Annotated in this window: 24 protein-coding genes and 1 riboswitch; of the genes, 12 read left to right on the forward strand and 12 right to left on the reverse strand. The window is 56.1% G+C overall.

Features of this window, described 5'->3' with window-relative positions; translation table 11 throughout:
• The first annotated feature begins 3 nt into the window (after nucleotides 1–3).
• Together DV711_RS03940 and infA are read left to right on the forward strand one after the other, a co-directional pair.
• The gene (locus DV711_RS03940) at nucleotides 4–753 is read left to right on the forward strand and encodes an arginyltransferase (protein ID WP_114694333.1); all 750 of its coding nucleotides are present in this window, start codon (nucleotides 4–6) and stop codon (nucleotides 751–753) included.
• Nucleotides 754–908: 155 nt separating this feature from the next.
• Entirely contained in the window at nucleotides 909–1127 is a 219-nt protein-coding gene (gene infA, locus DV711_RS03945) for a translation initiation factor IF-1 (RefSeq protein WP_114694334.1), read from the forward strand.
• A gap of 3 nt (nucleotides 1128–1130) precedes the next feature.
• Here the strand turns inward: infA and clpA are convergent, their stop codons facing one another.
• Both clpA and clpS read right to left on the reverse strand, forming a co-directional pair.
• Nucleotides 1131–3404, reverse strand: coding sequence for an ATP-dependent Clp protease ATP-binding subunit ClpA (gene clpA, locus DV711_RS03950; protein ID WP_114694335.1), 2274 nt, complete (start codon nucleotides 3402–3404; stop codon nucleotides 1131–1133).
• A gap of 15 nt (nucleotides 3405–3419) precedes the next feature.
• On the reverse strand, nucleotides 3420–3779 hold the full coding sequence (clpS, locus tag DV711_RS03955) for an ATP-dependent Clp protease adapter ClpS (protein WP_114694909.1): 360 nt from the start codon (nucleotides 3777–3779) through the stop codon (nucleotides 3420–3422).
• 313 nt (nucleotides 3780–4092) lie between these two features.
• On the opposite strand from clpS, the gene cspD reads away from it, so the two are divergent.
• The 5 genes from cspD to DV711_RS03980 all read left to right on the forward strand — a co-directional run bounded on the left by cspD (nucleotide 4093) and on the right by DV711_RS03980 (nucleotide 8864).
• On the forward strand, nucleotides 4093–4329 hold the full coding sequence (gene cspD, locus DV711_RS03960; protein WP_114694336.1) for a cold shock domain-containing protein CspD: 237 nt from the start codon (nucleotides 4093–4095) through the stop codon (nucleotides 4327–4329).
• A gap of 219 nt (nucleotides 4330–4548) precedes the next feature.
• Nucleotides 4549–5916 (forward strand): adenylosuccinate lyase, encoded by a 1368-nt coding sequence (gene purB / locus DV711_RS03965; RefSeq protein ID WP_114694337.1) that lies wholly within the window; start codon nucleotides 4549–4551, stop codon nucleotides 5914–5916.
• A gap of 102 nt (nucleotides 5917–6018) precedes the next feature.
• Nucleotides 6019–6278: riboswitch (cobalamin riboswitch) on the forward strand.
• 181 nt (nucleotides 6279–6459) lie between these two features.
• Nucleotides 6460–7500, forward strand: coding sequence for a threonine-phosphate decarboxylase CobD (cobD, locus tag DV711_RS03970; protein ID WP_114694338.1), 1041 nt, complete (start codon nucleotides 6460–6462; stop codon nucleotides 7498–7500).
• Between the two features lie 50 nt (nucleotides 7501–7550).
• Nucleotides 7551–8198, forward strand: coding sequence for a 5,6-dimethylbenzimidazole synthase (bluB, locus tag DV711_RS03975; protein ID WP_114694339.1), 648 nt, complete (start codon nucleotides 7551–7553; stop codon nucleotides 8196–8198).
• Between the two features lie 93 nt (nucleotides 8199–8291).
• Nucleotides 8292–8864, forward strand: a complete 573-nt coding sequence (locus DV711_RS03980; protein ID WP_114694340.1) for a DUF2889 domain-containing protein — start codon at nucleotides 8292–8294, stop codon at nucleotides 8862–8864.
• 83 nt (nucleotides 8865–8947) lie between these two features.
• Here DV711_RS03980 and mnmH read toward each other — a convergent pair whose 3' ends face one another.
• Nucleotides 8948–10057: a tRNA 2-selenouridine(34) synthase MnmH gene (gene mnmH / locus DV711_RS03985; protein ID WP_114694341.1), complete on the reverse strand. Its 1110-nt coding sequence runs from the start codon at nucleotides 10055–10057 to the stop codon at nucleotides 8948–8950.
• Complete coding sequence (gene selD, locus DV711_RS03990) at nucleotides 10054–11103, reverse strand: selenide, water dikinase SelD (protein WP_114694342.1); 1050 nt, start codon at nucleotides 11101–11103, stop codon at nucleotides 10054–10056. Before selD ends, mnmH begins: the two co-directional genes overlap by 4 nt.
• Nucleotides 11104–11310: 207 nt before the next feature.
• Here selD and DV711_RS03995 point away from each other — a divergent pair, with 207 nt between their 5' ends.
• The 3 genes from DV711_RS03995 (at nucleotide 11311) to DV711_RS04005 (ending at nucleotide 14920) form a co-directional block, all read left to right on the forward strand.
• Nucleotides 11311–12732, forward strand: coding sequence for a sigma-54 interaction domain-containing protein (locus DV711_RS03995; protein ID WP_114694343.1), 1422 nt, complete (start codon nucleotides 11311–11313; stop codon nucleotides 12730–12732).
• Nucleotides 12733–12936: 204 nt separating this feature from the next.
• The gene (locus tag DV711_RS04000) at nucleotides 12937–13143 is read left to right on the forward strand and encodes a hypothetical protein (RefSeq protein ID WP_114694344.1); all 207 of its coding nucleotides are present in this window, start codon (nucleotides 12937–12939) and stop codon (nucleotides 13141–13143) included.
• A 187-nt stretch (nucleotides 13144–13330) separates the two neighbouring features.
• The gene (locus DV711_RS04005) at nucleotides 13331–14920 is read left to right on the forward strand and encodes an acyl CoA:acetate/3-ketoacid CoA transferase (protein WP_114694345.1); all 1590 of its coding nucleotides are present in this window, start codon (nucleotides 13331–13333) and stop codon (nucleotides 14918–14920) included.
• On the opposite strand, the gene DV711_RS04010 is transcribed toward DV711_RS04005, so the two are convergent.
• Together DV711_RS04010 and rraA are read right to left on the reverse strand one after the other, a co-directional pair.
• On the reverse strand, nucleotides 14917–16176 hold the full coding sequence (locus tag DV711_RS04010; RefSeq protein ID WP_165839996.1) for a diguanylate cyclase: 1260 nt from the start codon (nucleotides 16174–16176) through the stop codon (nucleotides 14917–14919). The two genes, DV711_RS04005 and DV711_RS04010, sit on opposite strands and share 4 nt — an antisense overlap.
• A gap of 68 nt (nucleotides 16177–16244) precedes the next feature.
• Nucleotides 16245–16730, reverse strand: coding sequence for a ribonuclease E activity regulator RraA (gene rraA, locus DV711_RS04015; protein ID WP_114694347.1), 486 nt, complete (start codon nucleotides 16728–16730; stop codon nucleotides 16245–16247).
• A 160-nt stretch (nucleotides 16731–16890) separates the two neighbouring features.
• On the opposite strand from rraA, the gene DV711_RS04020 reads away from it, so the two are divergent.
• Nucleotides 16891–19761: an EAL domain-containing protein gene (locus DV711_RS04020; RefSeq protein ID WP_114694348.1), complete on the forward strand. Its 2871-nt coding sequence runs from the start codon at nucleotides 16891–16893 to the stop codon at nucleotides 19759–19761.
• A 96-nt stretch (nucleotides 19762–19857) separates the two neighbouring features.
• A complete protein-coding gene (locus DV711_RS04025) occupies nucleotides 19858–20811 on the forward strand; it encodes a TraB/GumN family protein (RefSeq protein WP_114694349.1) in 954 nt (317 codons plus the stop codon).
• On the opposite strand, the gene DV711_RS04030 is transcribed toward DV711_RS04025, so the two are convergent.
• The 6 genes from DV711_RS04030 to prpF form a co-directional block, all read right to left on the reverse strand.
• On the reverse strand, nucleotides 20792–21397 hold the full coding sequence (locus DV711_RS04030) for an HAD family hydrolase (protein ID WP_114694350.1): 606 nt from the start codon (nucleotides 21395–21397) through the stop codon (nucleotides 20792–20794). The genes DV711_RS04025 and DV711_RS04030 overlap by 20 nt on opposite strands.
• A gap of 49 nt (nucleotides 21398–21446) precedes the next feature.
• On the reverse strand, nucleotides 21447–21851 hold the full coding sequence (locus DV711_RS04035) for a phnA protein (RefSeq protein WP_114694351.1): 405 nt from the start codon (nucleotides 21849–21851) through the stop codon (nucleotides 21447–21449).
• Nucleotides 21852–21878: 27 nt separating this feature from the next.
• On the reverse strand, nucleotides 21879–22250 hold the full coding sequence (locus DV711_RS04040) for a GFA family protein (RefSeq protein WP_114694352.1): 372 nt from the start codon (nucleotides 22248–22250) through the stop codon (nucleotides 21879–21881).
• A 28-nt stretch (nucleotides 22251–22278) separates the two neighbouring features.
• Nucleotides 22279–22908, reverse strand: a complete 630-nt coding sequence (gene can, locus DV711_RS04045; protein ID WP_114694353.1) for a carbonate dehydratase — start codon at nucleotides 22906–22908, stop codon at nucleotides 22279–22281.
• Between the two features lie 102 nt (nucleotides 22909–23010).
• Nucleotides 23011–23643, reverse strand: a complete 633-nt coding sequence (locus tag DV711_RS04050; protein ID WP_114694354.1) for a YitT family protein — start codon at nucleotides 23641–23643, stop codon at nucleotides 23011–23013.
• Between the two features lie 312 nt (nucleotides 23644–23955).
• On the reverse strand, nucleotides 23956–25134 hold the full coding sequence (gene prpF, locus DV711_RS04055) for a 2-methylaconitate cis-trans isomerase PrpF (RefSeq protein ID WP_114694355.1): 1179 nt from the start codon (nucleotides 25132–25134) through the stop codon (nucleotides 23956–23958).
• Between the last annotated feature and the right edge of the window lie 143 nt (nucleotides 25135–25277).

Genomic DNA, 25277 nt, shown 5'->3' on the forward strand with positions numbered 1-25277 from the left:
GCCGTGACCACCTCAACCCGAAAAAAACCGCCGACCGACCTGCACAGTCTGCAGTTCTATGCCACTCCCGAGCACGGCTGCAGCTACCTCGACAATCGCTTGGCACGCACCGTGTTTGTCGACCCCAAGGCACGAATCGACCTGTCGGCCTACAGCACCCTGTCGGACCTCGGCTTCCGACGTAGCGGCGAACATATCTATCGCCCCGACTGCAGCACCTGCTCGGCCTGTATTTCGGTTCGGATACCGGTAGATCTTTTCCGCTTGAGCAAAAGCCAACGCCGGATTCTTAATCGAAACAAAGACTTGTCGATCAGTTTTGTCTATCCCGAAGAAACGGACGAATATTACCACCTCTACGAGCGCTACATCGAAGCGCGCCATGATGACGGTGATATGTACCCACCCAGCCGCGAGCAGTTCCGGGCCTTTTTGATACAGGGTCAGCAGGACAGCCGCTTTATGGAGTTCCGACTGGATGGCCAGCTACTCGCCATCTGCGTGGTCGACCAACTACTGCAAGGACTTTCGGCGATCTACACATTTTTTGACCCCGACTACGCTGATCGAAGCCTGGGAAAACTGGCGATTTTGTCGCTGATCGGCCGCGCCCGCGAGCAACAACTCCCCTACCTTTATCTGGGATACTGGGTACGAGGCTGTCGAAAAATGGACTACAAAATCGCCTATCGCCCCATCGAGCTCCTTATTGACGGCCACTGGGCTCAGCTAGCCCGCAGCTCATTGGCTTAAACGCCTGAGAAAACTGCCTGCAAAGCGACCAAAGTCGACCGAAAACTTTTGATTCAAGCTGGGAAATACGGCAGAATACCGCGCCTTAGTGCACCAGGGAGCCGATCAACCGCTCCTCCAGCTATCCGAGAAAGGTACCAGAGGTAAGCCCTGTAATGGCCAAAGAAGAAAGTATTGAAATGGAAGGCACCATTATCGACACCCTACCGAACACAATGTTCCGTGTAGAGCTCGAAAATGGTCATGTTGTTACTGCCCATATCTCCGGCAAGATGCGTAAGCACTACATCCGCATCCTGACGGGCGATAAGGTTAAAGTAGAACTGACGCCTTACGATCTGTCTAAAGGGCGCATCGTTTACCGCGCCCGTTAAGCGTTAGACAGTTGACGGGGCGGTAGACTTTGCCGCCTCGTAGCTGAAGCTCAGTTTTTCCGCTTCAACAGACACACGCACCTCTCCCCCTTCGGTCAACTCACCGAACAGCACCTGCTCAGCCAACGGCTTCTTGATCTCTTCCTGTATCAGTCGCGCCATCGGGCGAGCACCCATCTTCTCGTCGTAGCCCTGCTCGGCCAACCAGCCTCGCGCCGCCTCATCGACGATCAGGTGAACCTTCTTATCATCCAACTGCGCCTGCAACTGGATCAGGAATTTGTCGACCACGCCTTTAATCACTTCGGAATCCAGCGAACCGAACTGCACGATCGCATCCAGACGGTTACGGAACTCGGGTGTGAACAACTTGCGGATCGCCTCCATGGCGTCGGTGCTGTGGTCCTGATGAGTGAAGCCCATCGAACGACGACTGACCGCCTCAGCACCCGCGTTGGTGGTCATCACCAAAATCACGTTGCGGAAGTCGGCCTTACGGCCGTTGTTGTCGGTCAAGGTACCGTTATCCATCACCTGCAGTAGCAGGTTAAAGACATCCGGATGCGCCTTCTCAATCTCATCGAGCAGCAATACACAGTGCGGGGTCTTGGTAACCGCCTCGGTCAGCAGACCACCCTGGTCGTAGCCAACATAACCCGGAGGCGCACCGATCAGGCGCGACACGGTATGCCGCTCCATATATTCGGACATATCAAAGCGGACCAGCTCGATGCCGAGAATCTTGGCCAACTGAGAAGTCACCTCGGTCTTGCCGACTCCGGTAGGCCCGGCGAACAGGAAGGAACCGACTGGCTTCTGCTGCTCTTTCAGACCGGCCCGCGACAGCTTGATCGCCGCCGATAGCGTCTCGATCGCGCCGTCCTGACCGAACACCACCATCTTGAGATTATCTTCGAGCTTGGACAGCGCTTCCTTATCCGAAGCCGACACACTCTTGGGCGGAATCCGAGCAATTTTGGCCACGATCGCCTCTATCTCGGCCACATCGATCAGCGACTTACGCTCATCTTCACTCTTGAGTTGCTGGTAAGCCCCCGCCTCATCGACCACATCGATCGCCTTGTCAGGCATATGCTTGTCGTTGATATAGCGATCGGCCAACTCCGAGGCGGCGCGCAACGCTTCGTTGGTGTAACTGAGCCGGTGATGCTCTTCGAAGCGGGACTGCAGCCCCTGCAGAATCTGGAAGGTTTCGTCGACTGAAGGCTCCAGCACATCGATCTTCTGGAACCGACGAGCCAGGGCGCGATCTTTTTCGAAGATGCCACGGAACTCCTGGAAGGTGGTCGAACCGATACAGCGCAACTCACCGGAGCTGAGCAGCGGCTTCAACAGATTGGAGGCATCCATAGCACCGCCAGACGCCGCACCGGCACCGATAATGGTATGAATCTCATCGATAAACAGGATGCTACCGGGCTTGTTGCTGACCTCGGCCAGCAGCCCTTTCAAGCGCTTCTCAAAATCGCCCCGGTATTTAGTACCAGCCAGCAGCGCTCCCATATCCAGCGAATAGACCACACTGGTGGCGATCACCTCGGGAACCTCATCCTCGACGATCATTTTCGCCAACCCCTCGGCGATAGCGGTCTTACCGACGCCAGCCTCACCCACTAGCAGTGGGTTATTTTTGCGGCGCCGGGACAGGATCTGGATAACGCGCTCCACCTCCTGCTGCCGACCCACCAGCGGGTCGATCTTACCATTGGCGGCCTGCTGGTTGAGGTTGACGGCAAACTGGCTGAGCGGGCTACTCTCCCCTTTACCCTCAGCTTCCTCGACACCCTGCTCAGCCTCTTCGAGCTGATGGTCGCTATCAAGAACCTTGGGAATACCATGGGAGATGAAATTGATCACATCGATCCGCTCCACCCCCTGTTGATTCAGGCTATAGACAGCCTGGCTCTCTTGTTCACTGAAGATGGCAACCAGCACATTTGCCCCGGTCACTTCAGACTTGCCGGACGACTGCACATGGAACACTGCACGCTGAAGCACCCGCTGAAAGCCAAGCGTGGGTTGGGTTTCACGCTCATCGTCTTCAACCGGTATCAACGGTGTGGTGGATTCAACAAAGGCGCTCAAGCTACTGCGCAGCTTATCGATATCAACACTGCACGCTTGCAGCACCTCTAATGCGGAGTGGTTGCGCAACAGCGCCAGCAGCAGGTGCTCCACCGTCATAAATTCATGACGTTTATCACGAGCCTCTTGGAAGGCCAGACTCAACGTCAGTTCTAGCTCTTTATTCAGCACGCTCTTGACCTCTGATCATGCCTTGTCGACTTCACACAACAAGGGATGTTGATTCTCTCTTGCGAATTGGTTTACCTGCGCGGCTTTCGTCTCCGCAACATCTCGAGTATAGACTCCGCAAACCGCCTTGCCCTGCGTATGGACCGCCAGCATCACCTGGGTGGCCTTCTCCTGATCCATGCTAAAGAAGATCTTCAACACATCAACCACGAAGTCCATCGGGGTATAGTCATCGTTCAGCAAAATTACCTTATACATTGAGGGCGGCTTCAGCGCTGGTTTGGCGGACTGAGTGGCAACTCCGCCTTCCTGCTCGAACTCGTCCTGGCTACAGACCACCGGCACCGCGCCGTGATCGTCAAAAATCTCAAACATCTTGGCAACCTGAAATGGGTATCTGATCAATATGATACCTAAAACAGTCTCGACAAAGCAGCGCAGTTGCAGCAAAGAACCTATTTGGAACACAAGCCCCCAGAAATGGCGGGATTGCGCTAGAATTAAAACAGACGTTTTAGGCCTTTTTCCTATTTTTTTTTGCTAATAAATGCTCTACCTTGATTGTGTGTCTATCCTTTTTTGAGTGAACGCCAGGGCATTCCAAAAAGGTTGGTCAGTATTTCGAAAAGCCGAGTCAGTAGTTCGAAAAAGATTATTCACTGTTCTTGTTGTACAAGGGAGGAAGTCTATGTACTCAGGGAAAGTAAAATGGTTCAACAACGCCAAAGGCTATGGATTCATCCTTTCGGACTCATGCGAGGAAGACCTGTTTGCGCATTACAGCGCAATCCAGATGGATGGTTACAAGACACTGAAGGCCGGACAACCGGTCTGTTTTGAAACCACACCGGGGCCCAAAGGCACCCACGCCATCAACATCCGTCCGGATGAAGACGACGAGCCTGCGCCGAGAATCGACTCCTGATACAGGAAGTTCCCGGTAGCCACACTAGCCTTGCTCTGCAAGGCTTTTTTTTGCCTGCAAATCCAAGCAACCAGCCATAACACCCAACCATCGTTTACTGCCCAAGCTTGTCCGGAGCATCAGTTCCATAGCTTTCTTTAGCTGCGCGACTGCCTTTGCGCAGGACCATCATGTATAATTCACAACCCATTTTTTTCATCAATGCAAGAGAGTGTCTCAATGGAGCTTTCAGCCCTTACCGCCCTTTCACCGGTTGATGGCCGCTACGGCAGCAAAACCGCCGCCCTGCGTCCTTTTGTCAGCGAATTCGGCCTTATTCGCTTCCGCGTTGAGGTTGAGATCCGCTGGCTACAACAGCTGGCAAATCACCCTCAAATTGTTGAGGTTCCGCCATTCTCAGACGCAGCCAATGCTGTACTCGACGGCATCGTTGCAAACTTCAACGAAACCGACGCGTTACGGGTCAAAGAGATTGAAGCAACCACCAACCACGATGTGAAAGCGGTTGAGTACTTCATCAAGGAAAGCTTTAAGGGCAACAGTGAACTCGAAGCGGTCAGCGAGTTCGTCCACTTTGCCTGCACCTCTGAAGACATCAACAACCAGTCCCATGCATTGATGCTACGAGCCGCCCGCGACGAAGTAGTCGTACCCCAGATGCAGCAAGTGATTGATGCCATTGCCAAGCTGGCGGTTGACTTTGCCGATCAGCCGATGCTGTCTCGCACTCACGGCCAAACCGCCTCTCCCAGCACCCTGGGCAAAGAGATGGCTAACGTGGTTGCTCGCCTGCGTCGTCAGTTAGAGCAGATCAAAGCGGTTGAGCTGCTGGGCAAGATCAACGGCGCCGTGGGTAACTACAACGCGCACCTTTCCGCTTACCCCGAAGTTGACTGGCAGGCCAATGCCGAGCAGTTTGTTACCAGCCTGGGTCTGACCTGGAACCCTTACACCACCCAGATCGAGCCCCACGACTACATCGCCGAACTGTTCGACGCCGTCGCCCGCTTCAACACCATCCTGATCGACTTTGACCGTGATGTGTGGGGTTACATCTCCCTGGGTTACTTCAAGCAGCGCACCATCGCCGGCGAAGTTGGCTCCTCCACCATGCCCCATAAGGTCAACCCGATCGACTTCGAGAACTCCGAAGGCAACCTCGGTATCGCCAATGCCATCATGGCTCACCTGGCGAGCAAGCTACCGATCTCTCGCTGGCAGCGTGACCTGACCGACTCCACTGTGCTTCGCAACCTTGGTGTTGGTTTCGGCCAGAGCCTGATCGCTTACCAGGCCACCCTGAAAGGGATCAGCAAGCTGCAAGTTAACGCCGAGCGTCTGGATGAAGATCTGGAGAACAGCTGGGAAGTCCTGGCGGAACCGATTCAGACCATTATGCGCCGTTACGGCATCGACGAGCCCTATGAGAAGCTCAAGGCACTGACCCGCGGCCAGACCATCACCAAAGAGATCCTGGCTGACTTCGTCGAACCGCTTGAGCTCCCGGAAGAAGCCAAGCAGGCAATTCGTGATCTGACGCCGCAAAACTACATCGGCAATGCAGTCGACCAAGCTAAAGCTATCTAATATTGATATATGCTAATTGCTTGATTTAAAACGGGGCTTAGGCCCCGTTTTTTGTTTCCTCGTGCTCCTACCGCTTGCCATGCTCTAGCCAAGGCGATAAGGTGTGCGCACTTTACCTCAGGTGCTCTGGTTGCTGATATTTGCAACCGAGTGAAACGGGAAGTGGGTGCGACGGCCCAGCGTCAACGAATCAGATCGTAGACTGCCTTGGCTGAACTACTCCCACACTGCCCCCGCAACGGTAATTGATCTAAACGGCGACAACGTAACCACTGCTGGTCATCCCGGCGGGAAGGATGTCGCCCAGGCGCGAAGAGCGTCGGGTCATAAGTCCGGAGACCGGCCTGCTGGTAACTTCCATGAATCGGCTCACTCGGGTGGAGAAGCCAGGAATAACACACCGATCAGGGCCCAAGCCTCTGACCGGTCGCCCTGCCCTGTGAGCCATAAAGCGAGAGCTTGAATGGCCCCGATCCATACGCTTTTATCCAACGACGCCGCGCGCCAGATTAACGCCCGCGCCCTGCTGCTCGACATCCAACCATGCTAGCTCACGGTGGGCGCCTGAAGCGCGCGGCGAAGCAGTTCGGTATCGAGGAATCCCAATGGATAGACCTCTCCACCGGCATCAACCCCCAAGGCTGGCAGGTACCTTCGCTACCGACGGCGTGCTGGCAGCGCCTGCCCGAGCAGGAAGACGGCCTCGAAACAGCGGCGGCAACCTACTATGGCTGCGACTCCCTGCTGCCGGTAGCCGGCAGCCAAGCAGCGATCCAGTCGCTCCCCTATCTACGTCCACACTGCCGGGTCGGCTTTCCGCTTATCGGCTACGAGGAGCATCGCTACAACTGGCAACAAGCCGGCCATCAGCTAACCCCTTTAGCCACCGACCAGATTAGTCAGTTGATCGATCGGCTCGATGTATTGGTATTGATCAATCCCAACAATCCCACCGGGGAACGTTTTTCCACCCAGCAATTGCTGAAATGGCATGCGACGCTGGCCCGTCGGGGAGGCTGGCTTATCGTCGACGAGGCCTTTATCGACCCCCAACCCGAGAACAGCCTGCTCGATCATTGCCCTCAGCCGGGTCTGATCGTGCTTCGATCGGTCGGTAAATTTTTCGGCCTGGCCGGCATCCGGGCCGGATTCGTCTTTGCTGACCAGTCACTGCTGAAGCCGCTGGCCGAGAAGCTTGGCCCCTGGCCTCTTAGCGGCCCGACCCGGGAAGCCTGCCGCCAAGCCTTTCTGGACGAGAGTTGGCAACAGAAGACCCGTCAGCACCTCAGCCAACAGAGCCAGCGGTTACAACGGTTACTGGGTCAGTATTTCGACGCCAGAAACCTGCGAGGAACCGAGCTATTCCAGACCCTCAGCAGCCCCCATGCAACCGTGCTGTTTCAACACTTTGCCACGCGAGGCATCCTGCTGCGGTTGTTCGAGACAGAACAACTGGTCCGCTTTGGGCTGCCGAACCATCCTGGTGACTGGCAACGACTCGACCTAGCCCTGGCAGAGCTTCCAGCGACCTTGCAGAGCACGACAACCGATACCAGTGTAAACGGCGCCATCACTACCCTTTGATGGCGCCCAACAAACCCCTAAACCCCATAACCGAGATAAGTGATCCAGCCATGCAGTCTATTCAAATCTCCGAATCCGAACGCGATGCTTTCTACAAGGTGCTTCACAACCGCCGCGATGTACGCCGTGAGTTCAAGCCGGATCCGATCCCCCAGGATGTATTGATGCGCGTGCTGGAAGCCGCACATCACGCCCCCAGCGTAGGATTCATGCAGCCCTGGGACTTTATTCTGGTGGAGGACCTGGCCGTCAGAGAAAAGATCAAGGTCGGCTTTGAGGTAGCCCATGCCGAAGCGGCGCAGATGTTCGACGCCGAACGTCGGGAGACCTACCGGGGACTCAAGCTGGAAGGCATTCTGGAGTCACCACTGGGGATCTGCATCACCTGTGATCGCCAACGCACCGGCCCCACCGTCATCGGTCGGACCGCCAATCCCGAGATGGATCTCTACAGCGCAGTCTGCGCCGTGCAGAACCTGTGGCTAGCCGCAAGAGCGGAAAACCTTGGAGTCGGCTGGGTCAGCATCATTCATCACGATACCGTACGCCAAGCCCTGGGCATTCCCGACGAGATCATGCCGATCGCCTATCTGTGCATCGGCTACGTCAGCGATTTTCACGAAAAGCCGGAGCTGGAAAAAGCAGGCTGGCTGCCACGCGCCGATCTGCAGTCACTGATTCACCACGACCAGTGGTAACCAAAGTTGCACGAGCTGCAGAATCTAGACAGATGTCAGATCCTGCATGGACTGCTAAACTGGTCGCTCCAGGATTTAGTGTGAGCCCAGCCGATGCCATTACCTCCCTCGCAACCCCGCAAGCATCTTCATACCCGCCACGTTGAATGCCATGGCTTTGAGCGGGAAGATGGGTTGTTCGATATCGAAGGCCGGATGACCGATATCAAAACCTATGACATCGACAATCAGGATCGCGGCGGACAAATTAAGGCCGGCGAGCCGATCCACAACATGAGCATTCGGCTGACAATGGACCTGGATTTCAACATCCATGGTGTCGAAGCGGTGATCGACGACTCCCCCTTCAACATCTGTCCGTCAATCGCCTCCCGGCTCAAGATGCTGGAAGGCAAGCAGATCAAGCCCGGTTGGAATCGGATGCTGAAGGAGCTGTTCGCCGGAAGCCAGGGCTGCACCCACCTGACCGAACTGCTCGGCCCGATCGCCACCACGGCTTTTCAAGCCACCGGCACCGCCAGACGAAAACGCGAAGGCAACAGCTCCAGACCGGCAGCGGCGGGACGATTGATCAACAGCTGCCATGCGCTGTCACAGAGCAGCGAGGTGGTACAACGCTTCTGGCCGGACTCTTACCAGCCCGAAACCGGTGATAGCGAGCGCTAAGCCGCTATCACCAAGCTGTTTTCCCCAAGCCACTGTCCGACATCAATCCAGCGCTGCTACCACCGGGAAGAGATTCTGGATGATTAGCTGTGCTGCCGCCGATAATCCGCAAACCAATCGATGACCTGCTGTTGGTTACCGCGGAACAGTACCCGCTCTTGCTTTTTGGATAGCTGATAGTCGTACATCGGGTCGTAGTATTGGCTCAACATCGCTTCGATCCATTGATCATGCAGCGAGATATCCTGATGCTGCCGATGCTGATCCAAGGCCTGCTGCATCAAGGCCCGAATCTGTTCGTGACGCTCCAACCCCAACCGTTTGCGAACCCGATGTAAGCTTTGCAACATGTAATCCGCATAGGATTGAAAGCCTGCCTGCTCGCCGTAATGGCTGACGTACTCAGCGCAAAGATCCTCGACATAATCGGCACGAACCTGCTCGATCCGCAACGCCATCGGCTCTTCCAGCACGACGATCGGTGCCTGCCCCATCGCTTCGTGCAGGCTCAGCGGCAGCGAGAGTCGTCCGATCAAACGACTCTCATCCTCCAGCATCCAGGGCCCCTGGTCCTGCTGTAGCTTTTTCAGCATTGCCACGCCCAAGGCGTTCTCAAAATCGATCTGCGTAGGCTGCGGCTTGACCCGGCGACCGAAACTGGAGCCGCGGTGATTGGCCAAACCCTCCAGATCGATGCAGGCCTCAATCCGATCCAGCACCCGGGTCTTACCGGTGCCGGTCCGACCACTGAGTATCAGCCAGGGATGTTCAGCCGCCTGCTGATCAATCAGATCGATCAGATAGCGACGGACCGCCTTATAGCCGCCCTTGATCAGCGGGTAATCGACCCCGACATCCCGCATCCACTGGCGAGAGGTGTTCGAACGCAAACCGCCGCGAAAGCAATAGATATAACCCTCGGGATGGCGTTGGGCAAAATCGGTCCAAGCCTTGACCCGTTGCTGCTTCAGCTCACCACTGACCAACTGATGGCCTAACTCGATCGCTTTTTGCTGCCCCTGCTGCTTGTAGCAGGTGCCGACCTTTTCACGCTCCTCATCGGACATCAGTGGCAGGTTGATACTGTTGGGCAACCCACCCTTGGCGTACTCGATCGGCGCCCGGGTATCGATCAACGGACTATCCGCCAATAAGATCGCCGCGTAGTCGTCCGTATCTGGCCGCTGAGTCATGGGCGTTCCACCAGCGAAACCAGCGGTTGCGACGACTGCTGCTCCAGCAATTGACCGATGGGCTCGGCGCTGAAGCCGTTGTCACGCAACAGCTGCTGGACCAAAGCCTCATCGGCCTCATCGACCGCCACCAGCAGTCCGCCACTGGTCTGCGGATCACACAGAATGGCCTTCTGCTGCTCACTCAGCGGTGCAACCTTGTGACCGTAGCTGGCAAAATTTCGTCCGGTTCCTCCCGGGACACAGCCCTGCTCGAGATAATCGGCAACCTTCGGCAACAGCGGAATCCGATCCAGTTCGAGCTCAGCACGCAAGCCACTGCCCTCGCACATTTCAAGCAGATGCCCCAGCAAAGCGAAGCCGGTCACATCGGTCATCGCACTGACACCTTCGATCTTGGCCAGATCCGCACCGATCCGGTTCAGCCGGCACATGGAGTCCCGCGCGATAGGCGCATCTTCATCCGCCAATTTTCCCTGCTTCTGTGCCGTCGACAGGATGCCAACCCCTAGCGGCTTGGTCAGATACAGACGACTTCCCGCCTTGGCGGTATCGTTTCGCTTGATCTTGTCTTGGTCGACCAAGCCGGTAACCGCCAATCCGAAGATCGGTTCTGGCGCGTCGATGCTATGTCCGCCTGCCAACAAAATGCCCGCTTCAGCACAGGCCTGGCGACCGCCGTCGACCACCTTGGCCGCGATCTCCGGCCCCAGCAGATTGATGGGCCAGCCCAGAATCGCGATGGCCATCGCGGGCGTGCCTCCCATGGCGTAGATATCCGAGATCGCATTGGTTGCGGCAATCCGACCAAAATCAAACGGATCGTCCACGATCGGCATAAAGAAGTCGGTGGTACTGATAACCGCCTGACCGTTATCCAGCGCATAAACGGCCGCATCATCCTTGGAGCTATTCCCTACCAACAGACGTTCATCATCTGGGAGCTGCAACTGGGTAGCCAGAATGGTTTCCAGCACATTCGGCGCGATCTTGCAGCCACAGCCGGCACCATGGCTGTAGGCAGTTAAACGGACAGGCTCAGTCATAGAAAATCTCTTGGGGCTCGATCAGCAAGGCTGATGGGATAAGGATGAAACTCAGGCAGCACGTTATAGCGAAAATGGCTGCAAAAGTCGAAAACCCTTGCCGTTGCGGCGATCACAGCGCTAGATTAACGACACCTTTAAGCAACGGGGACATCGGACTTGTTCGGTCACGTCCCCAAGGCGCCACCATGAAGATGGACTTAACCAATGAGCGGCTCCAACCTATCGAACCCTGGCCTGCTGCTGGACCCGAAAGAGCCCCACAGTCTCGCCCTGTTGCAACTGCTCGACAGTAGTTGTGAAGGTTCGTTGCTGGTCGATAAAGATTGTCGGATTCGTTGGATCAGCAATAAATATCGCCAATTACTGGAGCTTGCCGACGATTTCGATCCCTACGGCCTTGAAGCCGAGGCCCTGATCCCCAACAGTCTGATGCGCCAGGTGATCGATACCGGCCAACCGCAGCTACTGGATCTGATGCGCTTTCGCCAACATTGGCTGGTGGTTACCCGGCTGCCGTTACGGGATCAGGACGGCAACATCAGCGGTGCGCTGGGGCTGGTCTTCTTCGATAAGCTGGCCCAGCTCCGGCCGGTCGTCGACAAGTACAGTCGCCTGCAACTCCCCAACGTACAAAGCGACAACCCACCAAGCCAGACCCGTTACAGCTTTGCCGACCTGATCGGCTCCAGCCCGGCGATGCTGGCGCTGCGGCAGCAGGCTCTGCGAGTCGCCCCGCTGGACAGTACCGTCTTGCTGCTGGGTGAGACTGGAACCGGGAAGGAACTGGTCGCCCAGGCGATCCATCACGCATCCGCCAGGGCCGAAGCTCCCTTTGTCAGCATCAACACCGCCGCCCTGCCCGAATCCCTGATTGAAGCGGAACTGTTTGGCGCTGAAGCCGGGGCCTATACCGGCGCCGACCCCAAAGGACGAATCGGCAAGTTTGAACAGGCCCAATCTGGGACTCTGTTTCTCGACGAGATCGGCGAGATGAGCACCATGGCCCAGAGCAAACTGCTACGGGCGCTACAGGAAAGGCAGATCGAGCGGCTCGGCGGCAATCGTGTCATCGATGTCGATGTTCGCGTGATCGCCGCCACCAGCCGGAATCTGGAGCAACTGGTAGCCGAGGGAACCTTTCGCCCTGACCTCTACTACCGACTCAATGTACTGCCTCTGGAACTCCCCCCGCTACGCGAGCGCCCCGAAGATATACCGGCGCTGTTACAAGCTATCGGTCAGCACCTGGCCGAACAGCTTGGCGTTGCCGAATTGCAGCCTCACAACTGGCTACACCGAGCCCTAGCCGCCTACCACTGGCCTGGCAATATCCGCGAGCTACGCAATGTTATCGAGCGGCTATTGCTGTTTGCAGAGCAAGGCGAGGTGTCACCCAGACTGCTCAGCAACTTCTTACCCGGCAGTAGCCAGACCCTGTTGAAAAGCAACGATTCCGCCTCCGCTAACACCGACACCCCCCCCCTGGAGCAACAGATGGCGCGAGCCGAACGCGAGGCGATCCGACATGCGCTTCGGCACTGTGATAACAATCGCTCTCAAGCCGCCCGAGAGTTGGGAATCTCACGGGCCAGCCTCTACGAGAAGATGCGCAAGCATCAGCTTTAAATCGCCATTGCGCTGCCCAACTGTCTGACATTTCAGACAGCCGCTCTACAAAAAACTGTCCAGAATGTCAGACACACAATTGGATTCAACCTTAAATAATACATGTAGGCTATTGTTTTATTGTGCTTGAAGATTATTGGCACGGTTCTGGTATTAGTTGATCTGTAACCTGCAGCTCAACAATTCCAACAAAAGGATCTGACGATGATCGCCACATGCAAAACCAACGACAGTTTCGAAGACATTCTTACCCAAGGTAAAACCTACCGTGTTCGCGAGCTACGCAACGCCTCACTAATGATCGTCGACGATACCGGCGATCTGCGCTGGTTTGGCCTATCTCGCTTTAAGCTGGGCATTGCCAAGCTCGACAACCTGCGCACCCCGGAAACCTGCCAAATCAGTGCCTGAGATCCGATAGCCCACCAACACAGCAACCTCTAGCCCACCGGGTGTGAAGGTTGCTAGTGTTACTAATATTGTTACCAGAATAATAAACGTCGCCAGTTGCCGCTCGGCCACCACAGGGCAACAATGACCAAGCCGCCGATGCAGGCCATTCCACCTCCGCTGAGCGACCCGACACAGGAATTTCCCCATGAGCCCCGACCAGCATTCCTCGACCGCAACAACACCATCAAAATTTGTCAGTGCCGACGAAGCCGTCGCACTGATTCCGGACAACGCCACCTTGGCAACCGCCGGTTTTGTCGGTGTCGGCTTCGCCGAGTTGCTCGCCACGGCATTGGAGCAGCGCTTCGTCGCTCAGGGACACCCCAAAGACCTGACTCTGGTATACGCTGCCGGCCAAGGAGACGGCCAAAGTCGCGGACTCAGCCATCTGGCCCATGAAGGCATGGTCAAACGGGTAATCGGCGGTCACTGGGGGCTCGTGCCCGGCCTGGGAAAATTGGCACTCGACAACAAGATTGAAGCCTACAACCTGCCTCAAGGGGTAATCTGCCAGCTGTTTCGCGATATTGCCGCCGGCCGACCCGGCTGCCTGACCCACGTCGGTCTCAACACCTTTGTCGATCCTCGCCATGACGGCGGCCGCCTCAATAGCTGCACCCAAGAGGAACTGGTCAAACTGACCGAGATCGATGGCCGCGAGTACCTCCTGTACAAGGGTTTTCCGATCACAGCAGCGCTGCTGCGCGGCACCACTGCCGACCCTCAGGGCAACATCACCATGGAGCGCGAGGCATTGCCACTCGAGAGCCTGGCCATTGCCCAGGCGGTCAAAAACAACGGCGGTGTCGTCATCGTTCAGGTCGAACGACAGCAGCAAGGGGAGCCACTGCACCCCAGCATGGTTCGTATTCCAGGCATCCTGGTCGACAAAGTGGTCTTGGCCGATCCCGATCATCACTGGCAAACCTTCGCCGAGCCCTACAATCCCAGCTACACCGGCGAGCAGCGGGATAATATCGAGCTACCCAAACTGGATCTGGACCTGCGCAAACTGATCGGCCGTCGTGCCTTGCAAGAACTCAAGGCCGGCTCGGTAATCAATCTGGGGATCGGCATGCCGGAAACCCTGGCACCGGTAGCCGAAGAAGAGGGCCAACTGGACAGCGTAACCATGACGATTGAACCGGGCGGTATCGGCGGCCTACCCGCCGGCGGTTTGAGCTTTGGCGCGGTGATCAATCCGGACTCGGTCATCGATCAACCCGCGCAGTTCGATTTCTACGATGGCGGCGGCTTGGACCAGGCATTCCTTGGAATGGCCCAGGTTAACGCCAACGGTGACGTCAATGTCAGCCGTTTTGGCAGCCGCATCGCCGGCGCCGGAGGCTTTATCAACATCAGCCAGAATGCACGGGAAGTCTATTTCATGGGCACATTCTGCAGCGGCGACCCCAAGCTGGGTATAGACGCCGATGGCCTTAAAGCACCGCAGTCATCCCCATCGCTGGTAAAGAAATTTGTCAGTGATATCGACCACCTGACCTTCAACGGCCGTTATGCCGCTCAACGCGGCCAAAAGGTGCTCTACATCACCGAACGCTGCGTGTTTCAACTAACCGAAAAGGGCATCGAGCTGATCGAAATTGCCCCAGGGCTTGAGCTGGAGCGGGATATTCTGTCGCTCATGGAGTTCAGCCCCCTGATCGCGACCAACCTGAAACAGAGCGACAGGAAGCTCTACAACCCGGCTAAGATGAGTTCTGCAAACGACTAATTGCCTGAACAGATCCGATTCCGCCCTTCCGCTTTAGCCCGATACAAGGCCTGATCGGCCAAGCGCAATCGTTCATCGAGATCACCAGCATCGGTCGACAGGCCGATGCTGCAGCTCACCGAAAGCGGTTGTTGCTGGTAGCGCCAGGTGTGTTCGTTGATTCGCAACTGAAATTGCTCAAGTAGCTGGATTGCCTGTTGAGCATCACTACCGGGCAATACCAGCGCAAACTCCTCTCCTCCCATTCGACCGCACAATTGGGTTGGAAAATGCTGCTCGAGTAACTGCGCAAAAGCCACCAGCACCTGGTCCCCGGCTTCATGGCCGTAGTTATCATTGATCTGCTTAAAGTGATCCAGATCCAACTGCGCCACGCACACCGACTGCTGCTCGGCATCCGCTTGCTTCAAGAGTTTGCTGCCCTGTTCGAAGAAATGGCGACGGTTCGATAGGCCGGTCAATGCATCTGTCGAAGCGGCCCGATTCAGCTGTTGGATCATCTCCATCAGCTCCAGGTTCTGCATGATGCGGCAGTGAAACTCTTCGTGGGAAAATGGTTTCTGGAGAAAGTCGTTGGCGCCGCTCTTGATGAACTTCGCCGACAAGGCGCCATCGTCTTCAACCGATGACACCCCGATAATCACCAGCTGCTCAGGGGAGTACTGCTGACGAATACGGGTCGTCAGCTCAAACCCGTCCATGCGCTCCATATTGAAGTCGGTGATCAGCAGCTTGATATCCGGCTGCTGTTGCAGCAATTCCAGCGCCTGGGCTCCATTGGCTGCTTCCATCGGATCGATGTTGTACTGCCGCAGCAATGAGACCATCAGGCCCCGGCTGACCCTCGAGTCATCAACGACCAGGGTTTTGATGCCCGGATTATAGACCAAGCGGCGGATCAACTTGATTACGTATTCGTAGGCGTAGCGTCCTTCCTTGTTGAGGTAATCAACTACCCCTTTTTCCAGCAAGGTGCGGCGCGTCTCTGGATCGACTAGGCCCGATAACACAATCACCGGCAGCCCCTTATCCATAACGACATCAACCGCCTCGCCATTGGGGGCGTCGGGTAGATTCAGATCGACAACTGCCGCGACAAGATCCGGGTCATAACCCTCATTCAGGTACTGCCGGGTTTGTTCCAGTGAAGCCTTAACAACGGGATTAAATCCCAGTTTCTGGCGCACCAAATAACTAAGCACGCGCCCCATCGTCAGGCTGTCTTCTACGATCAGCACCTTGCTAACACTTGCCATAACTGGATTCCTACCCGACAAAAACATGGCCCTTGGTTATCAAGGGCCATTAATCGACTGCTTAGGTTTTAGTCCTTGACCTCTAACGGCTCGGCGGAAACCAGCACGCCATTATTATCAGCATAGAGGTATTCGCCGGGGCGGAAGGTCACGCCACCGAAGCAAAGTTCGACATTAAGGTCTCCCAGCCCCCGCTTTTCGGTCTTCATCGGGTGAGTTCCCAGCGCCGCTACGCCCAGATCGGTTTCGCCGATGGCGTCCACATCGCGAATACAACCGTAGATCACGATACCTTCCCAGCCGTTATCGGCGGCTTTTTCAGCCAACATATCACCGAGCATGGCACGACGCATCGAGCCACCGCCATCAACCACCAGCACTTTGCCCTGCCCGGGTTGAGCCACCTGTTCACGTACCAACGAGTTATCTTCGTAGGCTTTGATGGTAACCATCTCACCACCGAAAACTTCACGTCCTCCAAAATTGCCGAACATCGGTTCGACTACCTTGACCAGCTCCGGGTATTGATCACAAAGATCGGGTAAAAGATCCATAAATGCTCCTTAAACTTGCTGATAGATAGGCAGTTTCAAAAAAGATCGGGGCTACCTTAGACCCAAATCAAGCTGTCGTCTCTTAGTCTTTATCATTTCATGCGCTTAGGGCCGATTTTACCTATGATACCGGGATGGTAGCGAAAGGTGTGCTGCATAGATGCGCTTGACCCAAATATTAGTTCTTGTCTCAGCCGTAATACTGCTGGACCTCATTCTGGAAAACCTGTTCGCGACCCGTCACTTGAACGAGCAGCGTGTCGAGGTTGTCGAAAAACTCAGCCTGGTCCGAGCCCGACTGGAAGGCACCCTATACTCTAATCTCCATCTGCTGAACGGCATGTCGGCGGCAATCTCCACCAACCCGGAGTTCAGCGAACAGCAGTTCAACAGTCTGGCCGACAAACTGCTTTTAAACCGGAATGCATTGCGAAATATCGCCGCCGCCCCGGATTTGGTAATCCGCTATGTTTACCCGTTAGAAGGTAACCAGGCAGCTTTGGGGTTGGACTATAACAAGGTGGCAGACCAGCGGGATGCTGCCCTGAAGGCCCGTGATTTGAATACCATGGTGATCGCCGGCCCGGTACAGCTGGTACAGGGCGGCATAGGCCTGATCGTCCGCTTACCGGTTTTCTACCGCGATAATCAGAATCACCCCAAGTTCTGGGGCATCGTCTCTTCGGTAATCCATACCGAGAAACTCTATCAACAGGCGGGCTTACTCGATAGACAACCGGATATTGAACTGGCTATCCGTGGGCGGGACAGCCTCGGCCCCCACGGTGATATTTTCTTTGGCGACCCGCAGGTTTTTGAAACGTCCGATGTGCGACAACAGGTGATATTGCCCTACGGCTCCTGGCAGATGGTGGCACAGCCTCAGGGAGGCTGGGTCAAGCAATCACCGTATCGCTGGTTTATCCGCGGCGGCTCTGTCCTACTGACTTTATTGGCATTGGCGACTTTGGGGATACGCAACCGACAGCGCAAACGAGAACGATTCAGTCAGGCCACCTTCTTTGCCGCTTTTGAGGACTCGCCGTTAGGGATGGCGATCTCCGATCCCAAAAACGGCGATATCAGCCACATTAACCAGTCGCTACGCAAGATGTCCTCGTTACCAGCCACTGTGCTCGACGCCAAGGGCCAGTATCAGCACTTGCCGGAGTCGGTTGAAAGGCTGCTAAAAAGCGAGAATTATGAGGATGGCCAGGAGATCACCCTCAGTAATTACCACGGCGAAGAACGTAGCTGGCGCTGTTTTCACTCCAACCTGCAGACCCCGGACGGCCCCCGTCTCCTGTCGCTGTTTCAGGACATCACCGAACATCGCCAACTGCTAGAGCAGCTACAGCTGTCACAACTGGTTATCGACCACACCAGCGACGCGGTAATTATCACCGACGCCAATACCCGCATCATCCAGGTCAATGAAGCCTTCAGCCGTATCAGCGGTTACGATCGCGACGAAATGATCGGCCTAACCCCGGCCAAGTACAGCTCCGGCTACCATGACAAAGCTTTCTACCAAGCGATGTGGCAGCGGATTAACCAGACCGGCGCCTGGAACGGCGAGCTATGGAACCGAAAAGCCAGTGGTGAAGTCTACCCGGCCTGGATCACCATCAACCGAATCGGCGACCCCAACGACCCCCATCACCGCTATATCGGCGTTTTCTCGGATATCAGCAACATCAAGCAGACCGAAAAAGAGCTGGAGCGGATGGCTTACTACGATCCGCTTACCGGGTTACCGAACCGGACTCTGTTCCAAGAGCGCCTGAAGCATGAAATTCTGTCGACCCGACGCCATCAGGGCCGATTAGCGTTGTTGTTCCTCGATCTGGACCGCTTCAAACACGTGAATGACTCCTTCGGCCACAGCGTCGGCGACGAGCTGCTGAAAGTCGTTGCCGGCCGCCTGTCCAGCGAAGTCCGCGAGAACGACACCGTGACCCGCCTCGGTGGTGATGAGTTTACCGTTATCGTCTCCGAGCTGAGCGATATCGATAGCGCCACCGCTCTGGTGGAGCGGATGCTGAAACGGATTCAGGAACCGATCGAGCTGGTTGGCCAGCAGCTGCATGTCGGCGCCAGCATCGGCATTGCCCTCTACCCCGACGACGGTGAAGATGCCGAAACCCTGCTGCGCCATGCCGATATGGCGATGTACCAGGCCAAAGAGCAGGGCCGCAACTCATTCCATTACTTCACCCAGAAGCTGCAGGACCGCGCCTCTTCACGTCTGATGCTGGAAAATCAGCTCCGTGAAGCGATCGAGAAGCAGCAGTTTGCGCTCTATTACCAGCCAAAACTGGAGCTGCACAGTCGCCGCGTGCTGGGAATGGAAGCACTGATTCGCTGGCACCACCCCACCCAGGGCCTGATCTCTCCGGCCGATTTTATTCCGGTGGCAGAGGAAACCGGGCTGATTGTTCCCCTGGGGCAATGGGTACTAGAAGAAGCCTGCCGCCAGACTCAGGAGTGGCACCAGCAGGGCTTTACCCATCTGCGGGTTTCGGTAAACCTGTCGGCGCGACAGTTTGCCAAAGCTGACCTGGTGGAGGATGTACGCAAAACCCTGGAACGGACCAAACTATCTACCGATGCGCTTGAGCTCGAGATAACCGAAAGTATGGTGGTCGACGCCAGCAGCAGTGCCAATGAGAAACTGGTTCAGCTGCGCCAGCTGGGGGTAGAAATCAGTATCGACGACTTCGGTACCGGTTACTCCAACCTGCAGTACCTGAAACGCTTCCCGCTGACCAGCCTGAAGATCGACCGCGGCTTTGTCCGTGACCTGATGGTCGACCGTGAAGATGCCGCCATAATCAAAGCGATCATCTTGATGGCCCGCGGCCTGGGCCTGAATGTAATCGCAGAAGGGGTAGAGACCCAGGAGCAGCTCGACTTCCTGCTGGAGCACCGCTGCCCGATGGGACAGGGCTTCCTGTTCAGCCCGCCGCTACCCGCGGATAAATTCATCGAGTGGATCGACAGCACCGAACTCGATTTCGACACGCTCTAAGCTTGAAACTGTCTGGCTGGACGACGGTCGATAGAATAGTCCGTATCGTCGTAACGCGATCGTTGATCCTACAATCCATCATGCAAGGAGCCGCAGATGTACTCAGCCTCATCCGTTTCGAGACACCCTGCTCGACTCAGTCATTACCTCGTCAGCAAACGATCACTGGCGTTGCTAGCCCTGCTGTTACTGCTGTGCCTACCCTGGGTTTCCGCCCAGGCTGGACAGCCGTTTTTATGGCAGCTGGAACATAATGGCCGCAGCCATTACCTGTTCGGCACCATCCATAGCGGCCACCCGGAGCTCAACCAGCTGCCTGCTTCGGTAGAGAAAGCGTTCAACCAAGCCGATCGTTTCTATGGTGAGCTGACTCTCGATCCCCCTACCCTGCAAACCACCCAACAGCTTTTGCAGCTGCCGCCCGGCCGCAGCCTCAGCAGCTCACTACCGCCGAAACTGCGTCAGCGCAGCAACCAGGAGTTGGCCAGGATCAATCCGAATCTCAATCTGGCGCTGTTTGACCGCTTGAAGCTGTGGGCTTTTACCGTGGCCCTGACCCTGATCGAAGACCAGCTCAACTACGGCCAACAGCCGGCGATGGACCAACGCCTCTACCAACGGGCTCTGCAGGCCGGTAAAAAGACCGGGGCGCTGGAAACCCCGCAGCAACAGGTCGGTGTCTTCGAGCAGCTCAGTTTCGCCGAGCAGATCGCCATGTTGGAAGCGACCCTGGATTCTCTGGCGCAACAGACAAAAGAAAATTCCTGGATGCAGCAGACCTACGCCGCCTACCGCAGCGGGGACCCCGATCAACTGAACAGCCTGTTCGAAACCCAGTGGCAGCTGGACGATAAAATTCTGCAAAAGCTGGAGCGGGGACTGATCGACAATCGCAATCGATTAATGGCGCAGCGGGTTGAACAGGAGCTGCGCGCCCATCCTCAGCAGTCACTGTTTATCGCTATCGGCGCGGCTCACTTCGGCAGTGAAAACGGCGTCCAGGCACTGCTGCAGCGCAGTGGTTATTCTGTCAGTCGCGTAATCGACTGAGCAGTGGCTCGAACCCCTCCAGCAGCAGGTCGGTCAGCTCCGGCCATCGCTGCTGCCGATCGACGGCAAAGTGGACGGTTGCGACACCCGCGGCCCGGCCCGCCTCGAGGTCATAGAGGAAGTCCCCCACCATCACCGCTTCTGAAGGCCGGCATTGCCAGCCATCGAGCAGACGGTGGATACCGTCCGGAGATGGCTTGGGGGTCGCACATCCACTGGCGATGATGGCCGCAGGCTCGAAACACCCCAGCAACCCCAATCGCTGCAGCACGATATCGACGCAATCACGCCGGTTGCGGGTCAAAATAGCCAGCTCACACCCCCGCTCAATCAGCCTGCGCACCAGTTCGCAAGCGAGCGGCATCGGTTCGGACCGCCGAGCCACATCCAGTTCGATGCGATCCAGAATCGTATTCAATTCGCTTCGAAGCGGCTCCGGTTGCTGCTCGATATGCTCCAGAATGCCTGCGCCATTGGGAATCCCGAGCTCTGCCCGCATCGCGGTAAAGTCATGTAGCGGCAGGGTCAGCGTGCCATCGAGATCAAAGATCCAATAGCGCTTCTGCAACAGCTGATCGGGAGTCACCCTAGCGAATCCTTAACAAATGAGACGAATGAAGTTGTTGGCGAGCGGATCAGCTCTTTTCCAGACGATCCAGCCACTCTTCCACCTCTGGGTTGAGGTACAGCTGCTCCAGCAGCTCGGCGGCCCAGGGCACTTGATCGGCCAGTTGACGACACATCCACACCGACAGCACCTGTATCGCCGGCACTTCGTGCCAGACCGTCTTTGAAAGAAAATGCCAGTAATCCGGATCACGGCGTTTGGGGTATTCAAGCTGTTCGATACAACGCTCGCAAAGGAATGCGCAGTGATCGTAATCCGGCTCCTGAGGCACCGGAGGAACCTCATGAATACTAAGCTTAACGCCGCTGTTTTCACACAGCTCACAGCACGAGCCCGCCCGGCGGGTCAGGTCCTTACCGAACCGGTTCAACCCCTGATGACGCAATTGGTGCTCATGAAGCCCTTTGGCCACAGCATTCTCCTTGGTGCTTATCCGTCTTTACAACAGATGCTTGCCGTCAAAACGCTGAATAGCTAGCGTTTCAAGATCCAGCTCTTCGATACAACCCAGATTAACCCTGAGACTGCCCGGAGTCCTCAGGGTCTCATGGAAGGTATAGATTCCACAGTGACGACAAAAGTAGTGTTTGGCAACTCGCGAGCCGAATTGATAGAGCCCGAGACTGTCGGGGTTAGCCTCGATTTTAAGCTGTTCGCGGCTCAGCAGGTAAGGCAACATCAGCGCACCTTTGCGGGCACAAAGGGAACAGTTGCAGCGCAAACCCTGCTCGATGGGATCACCGGTAAAGCTGAAGCTTACCGCACCGCAATGGCAACGGCCCTGGTACTGTTGCACCTTTACCTCCCCCATCAGCACTCCCTGTTGACAGTGTAGATGATCAGCGCAACTGGGTAGAGGCAGAAAGCTCCTGAGGATTTTTGATCGTCATGCCCAAATCCTTGAGGATGCCGTTCTCAATGCTGTAGATCCAACCGTGAACACTGAGCTCCTGACCCGAACGCCAGGCATGCTTGACGATGGTACTGTGACAGACATTGCCCACTTGCTCGATCACGTTTAGTTCACAGAGCAGATTCAACCGTTCACGCTCATCTTCGCAGGATTCAAACTTTTCGCGATGGTAGCGATGTACGTCCTTGATATGGCGCAGCCAGTTGTCGATCAGACCGTTCTCCTTGCCTTCCAGTGCGGCCTGGATACCACCACAACCGTAGTGGCCACAAACGATAATGTGCTTCACCTTAAGCACCTGCACGGCATACTGAATAACCGACAAGCAGTTCAGGTCGGTATGCACCACCACGTTGGCGATATTACGATGAACGAAGACCTCACCGGGGGCCAATTTCAGCAACTGATTGGCCGGTACACGACTGTCTGAGCAGCCGATCCACAGGATCTCGGGGCTTTGTTGTTCGGAAAGGCGCTTGAAGTATTCGGGGTCCTGCTGCTTGATCGAATCTGCCCACTGGCGGTTACGTTCAAACAACTCTTTATCAATGCTCATCGGGCTCCACTACCTGGTCGGCTCAATTAACGGGGCTATTGTAATACGACAGTTGTTATACGACAGCGATGCGCCTGAATCAATCAATTCCAACCGATTTGCTCAGGTAATCTGATAGCGCCCCGGCTTGTGATTCAGTGTGATCACCATATTCAACGCGACGGCCCCCAGAATCGAGAACGCCAGCAGTTGCCAACTGACGATAAAGAAGGAACAGAGCAGGATCAAACAGTCGACGGCCAGCTGAAATTTACCGGCGCGAATACCGTGCTTGGCCTGCAGAAACAGCGCCAGAATACCCAGGCCACCCAGGCTGGAACGATGCCGAAATAGAATCAGCATCCCCATACCCATCAGGAAGCCACCGATCACCGCCGCAACCAGCGGCTCCAACCTAGTGACCTCGATAAACAACCCGGCGTAATCCACCATCAGCGACACCGTTGCCACCGAGATAAAGGTATTCAGACAAAAACGCCAACCCATCTGGCGGTACGCCAAGTAATAGAACGGTAAGTTGATTAGAAAGAAGATCTGCCCGAAGCTCAACGGACTCAAGTGGGTCAACAGCAAAGCAATACCCGCCGTACCGCCGGTCAACAGCCCCAGCTGATTGAACAGGAACACCCCCAAGGCGACAAAGGAGGTACCGGAGATCAATGCGAAGAGATCTTCGAAGTGGCTGTGCCCGACAGACGAGTCGGTCTGAGGGGAGGAAGTGGCGGTTTGTGACATAAACGGACCTCAAAATCGATCCGTTGATTATATTGAACGCATGTTAATTATCAAGCAAGCAGCGCGAGTATCGCTACCGATCGTCACCTGTTTGGCACAGAAGCCCCACAATAGACGCAAAAAAAAGGCCCCGGATTCTTTCGAATTCGGGGCCAATCAATTACCCGTCAGGCCTTGATAGGGAGGCCTGACAGTTAATGCACCCAGGCAGCATAGAACCTGCCCGGATGACTCGGGGGCACCACCATGAGGTGGCATCTCAAAACGGCCGATCCAATACCAAGATCAACCGCATTGAATCAACGTAATCCGTTAGAAGCTATCGCCGGGCACCCGAACCCAGCCTTCCATCAGTACTCTAGCGCTGCGGCTCATCACCACCTTGTTGACGGTCCAATCTCCACCGTTTTCGCTAGCCTCGGCGCCTACTTTCAACGTGCCTGAAGGGTGGCCGAAGGTGACTGCCTCTCGCTCACCGCCGCCGGCGGCCAGATTGACCAGCGTGCCCGGGATAGTGGCTGCGGTGCCGATCGCTACGGCAGCGGTACCCATCATCGCGTGGTGCAGCTTACCCATCGACAACGCTCGAACATTCAGATCGATCGCATCGGCGCTGATCTCTTTACCGCTGGACGATACGTAGCTCTTCGGTGCGGCGCAGAACGCCACTTTCGGGGTGTGCTGACGACCGGCTGCTTCAGACACATCGCTGATCAGGCCCATCTTCACGGCGCCATGGGCACGAATGGTCTCAAACCGTTCCAGAGCTTCAGGATCGCCGTTAATCGCTTCCTGCAACTCGGTGCCGGTGTAATCAATATCTTCGGCGTTGAGGAACACGGTCGGGATACCGGCGTTGATCATGGTGGCCTTGAAGGTACCGATCCCCGGCACTTCCAGATCGTCGACCAGGTTGCCGGTCGGGAACATCGCGTCGGTGGCATCGACCGGGCTGATAAATTCAACCTGTACTTCCGCTGCCGGGAAGGTCACCCCGTCAAGCTCGAAGTCGCCGGTTTCCTGCACTTCACCATTGGTCATCGGCACATTGGCGATAATGGTCTTGTTGATATTGGCCTGCCAGATCCGGACCACAGCAATCCCGTTCTCCGGAATCCGATCGGCGTCGACCAGTCCGCTACTGATGGCAAAGGCACCGACCGCAGCGGTCAGGTTGCCGCAGTTGCCGCTCCAGTCGACGAACGGCTTGTCGATGGAGACCTGACCAAACAGGTAGTCAACATCGTGATCCGGCTCGTTGCTCTTGGACAGAATCACGGTCTTGCTGGTGCTGGAGGTCGCCCCGCCCATGCCGTCGGTCTGCTTACCATAGGGATCCGGGCTACCGATAACACGCAGCAACAGGTTATCCCGAGCCTCACCCGGCACCTGCGCAGACTCGGGCAGATCGGTCAGGTTGAAGAATACGCCTTTGCTGGTACCACCACGGATATAGGTGGCGGGAACTTTAATCTGAGGAGCATGGGCCATGGGTCTGTATCCTTTTGTAAGTCGGGTTTGAGACTGGGCGTTATAGCGATTTAGCCGGAATGCTCAGGTACACGAGGCACCAACTGCAGCCAAACGGCTATAACGAGTCACTTGTTTGATGTTGAAAAATTCAATCCTGCGGG

The sequence above is a fragment of the Motiliproteus coralliicola genome (assembly GCF_003345655.1).
GTDB lineage: Bacteria > Pseudomonadota > Gammaproteobacteria > Pseudomonadales > Balneatricaceae > Motiliproteus > Motiliproteus coralliicola.

Excerpts from the sequence above, each read along its gene's own strand:
- DV711_RS04040 (WP_114694352.1), bottom strand. The coding sequence starts at position 22,250 with ATGGGGGAGGTAAAGGTGCAACAGTACCAGGGCCGTTGCCATTGCGGT.
- mnmH (WP_114694341.1), bottom strand. The coding sequence starts at position 10,057 with ATGACTCAGCGGCCAGATACGGACGACTACGCGGCGATCTTATTGGCG.
- can (WP_114694353.1), bottom strand. The coding sequence starts at position 22,908 with ATGAGCATTGATAAAGAGTTGTTTGAACGTAACCGCCAGTGGGCAGAT.
- rraA (WP_114694347.1), bottom strand. The coding sequence starts at position 16,730 with ATGGATCTTTTACCCGATCTTTGTGATCAATACCCGGAGCTGGTCAAG.
- DV711_RS04000 (WP_114694344.1), top strand. The coding sequence starts at position 12,937 with ATGATCGCCACATGCAAAACCAACGACAGTTTCGAAGACATTCTTACC.
- infA (WP_114694334.1), top strand. The coding sequence starts at position 909 with ATGGCCAAAGAAGAAAGTATTGAAATGGAAGGCACCATTATCGACACC.
- clpS (WP_114694909.1), bottom strand. The coding sequence starts at position 3,779 with ATGTTTGAGATTTTTGACGATCACGGCGCGGTGCCGGTGGTCTGTAGC.
- bluB (WP_114694339.1), top strand. The coding sequence starts at position 7,551 with ATGCAGTCTATTCAAATCTCCGAATCCGAACGCGATGCTTTCTACAAG.
- DV711_RS04025 (WP_114694349.1), top strand. The coding sequence starts at position 19,858 with ATGTACTCAGCCTCATCCGTTTCGAGACACCCTGCTCGACTCAGTCAT.
- selD (WP_114694342.1), bottom strand. The coding sequence starts at position 11,103 with ATGACTGAGCCTGTCCGTTTAACTGCCTACAGCCATGGTGCCGGCTGT.
- cspD (WP_114694336.1), top strand. The coding sequence starts at position 4,093 with ATGTACTCAGGGAAAGTAAAATGGTTCAACAACGCCAAAGGCTATGGA.
- DV711_RS04010 (WP_165839996.1), bottom strand. The coding sequence starts at position 16,176 with ATGGCAAGTGTTAGCAAGGTGCTGATCGTAGAAGACAGCCTGACGATG.
- DV711_RS04020 (WP_114694348.1), top strand. The coding sequence starts at position 16,891 with ATGCGCTTGACCCAAATATTAGTTCTTGTCTCAGCCGTAATACTGCTG.
- DV711_RS03995 (WP_114694343.1), top strand. The coding sequence starts at position 11,311 with ATGAGCGGCTCCAACCTATCGAACCCTGGCCTGCTGCTGGACCCGAAA.
- prpF (WP_114694355.1), bottom strand. The coding sequence starts at position 25,134 with ATGGCCCATGCTCCTCAGATTAAAGTTCCCGCCACCTATATCCGTGGT.
- purB (WP_114694337.1), top strand. The coding sequence starts at position 4,549 with ATGGAGCTTTCAGCCCTTACCGCCCTTTCACCGGTTGATGGCCGCTAC.
- DV711_RS04005 (WP_114694345.1), top strand. The coding sequence starts at position 13,331 with ATGAGCCCCGACCAGCATTCCTCGACCGCAACAACACCATCAAAATTT.
- DV711_RS04050 (WP_114694354.1), bottom strand. The coding sequence starts at position 23,643 with ATGTCACAAACCGCCACTTCCTCCCCTCAGACCGACTCGTCTGTCGGG.
- cobD (WP_114694338.1), top strand. The coding sequence starts at position 6,460 with ATGCTAGCTCACGGTGGGCGCCTGAAGCGCGCGGCGAAGCAGTTCGGT.
- DV711_RS03980 (WP_114694340.1), top strand. The coding sequence starts at position 8,292 with ATGCCATTACCTCCCTCGCAACCCCGCAAGCATCTTCATACCCGCCAC.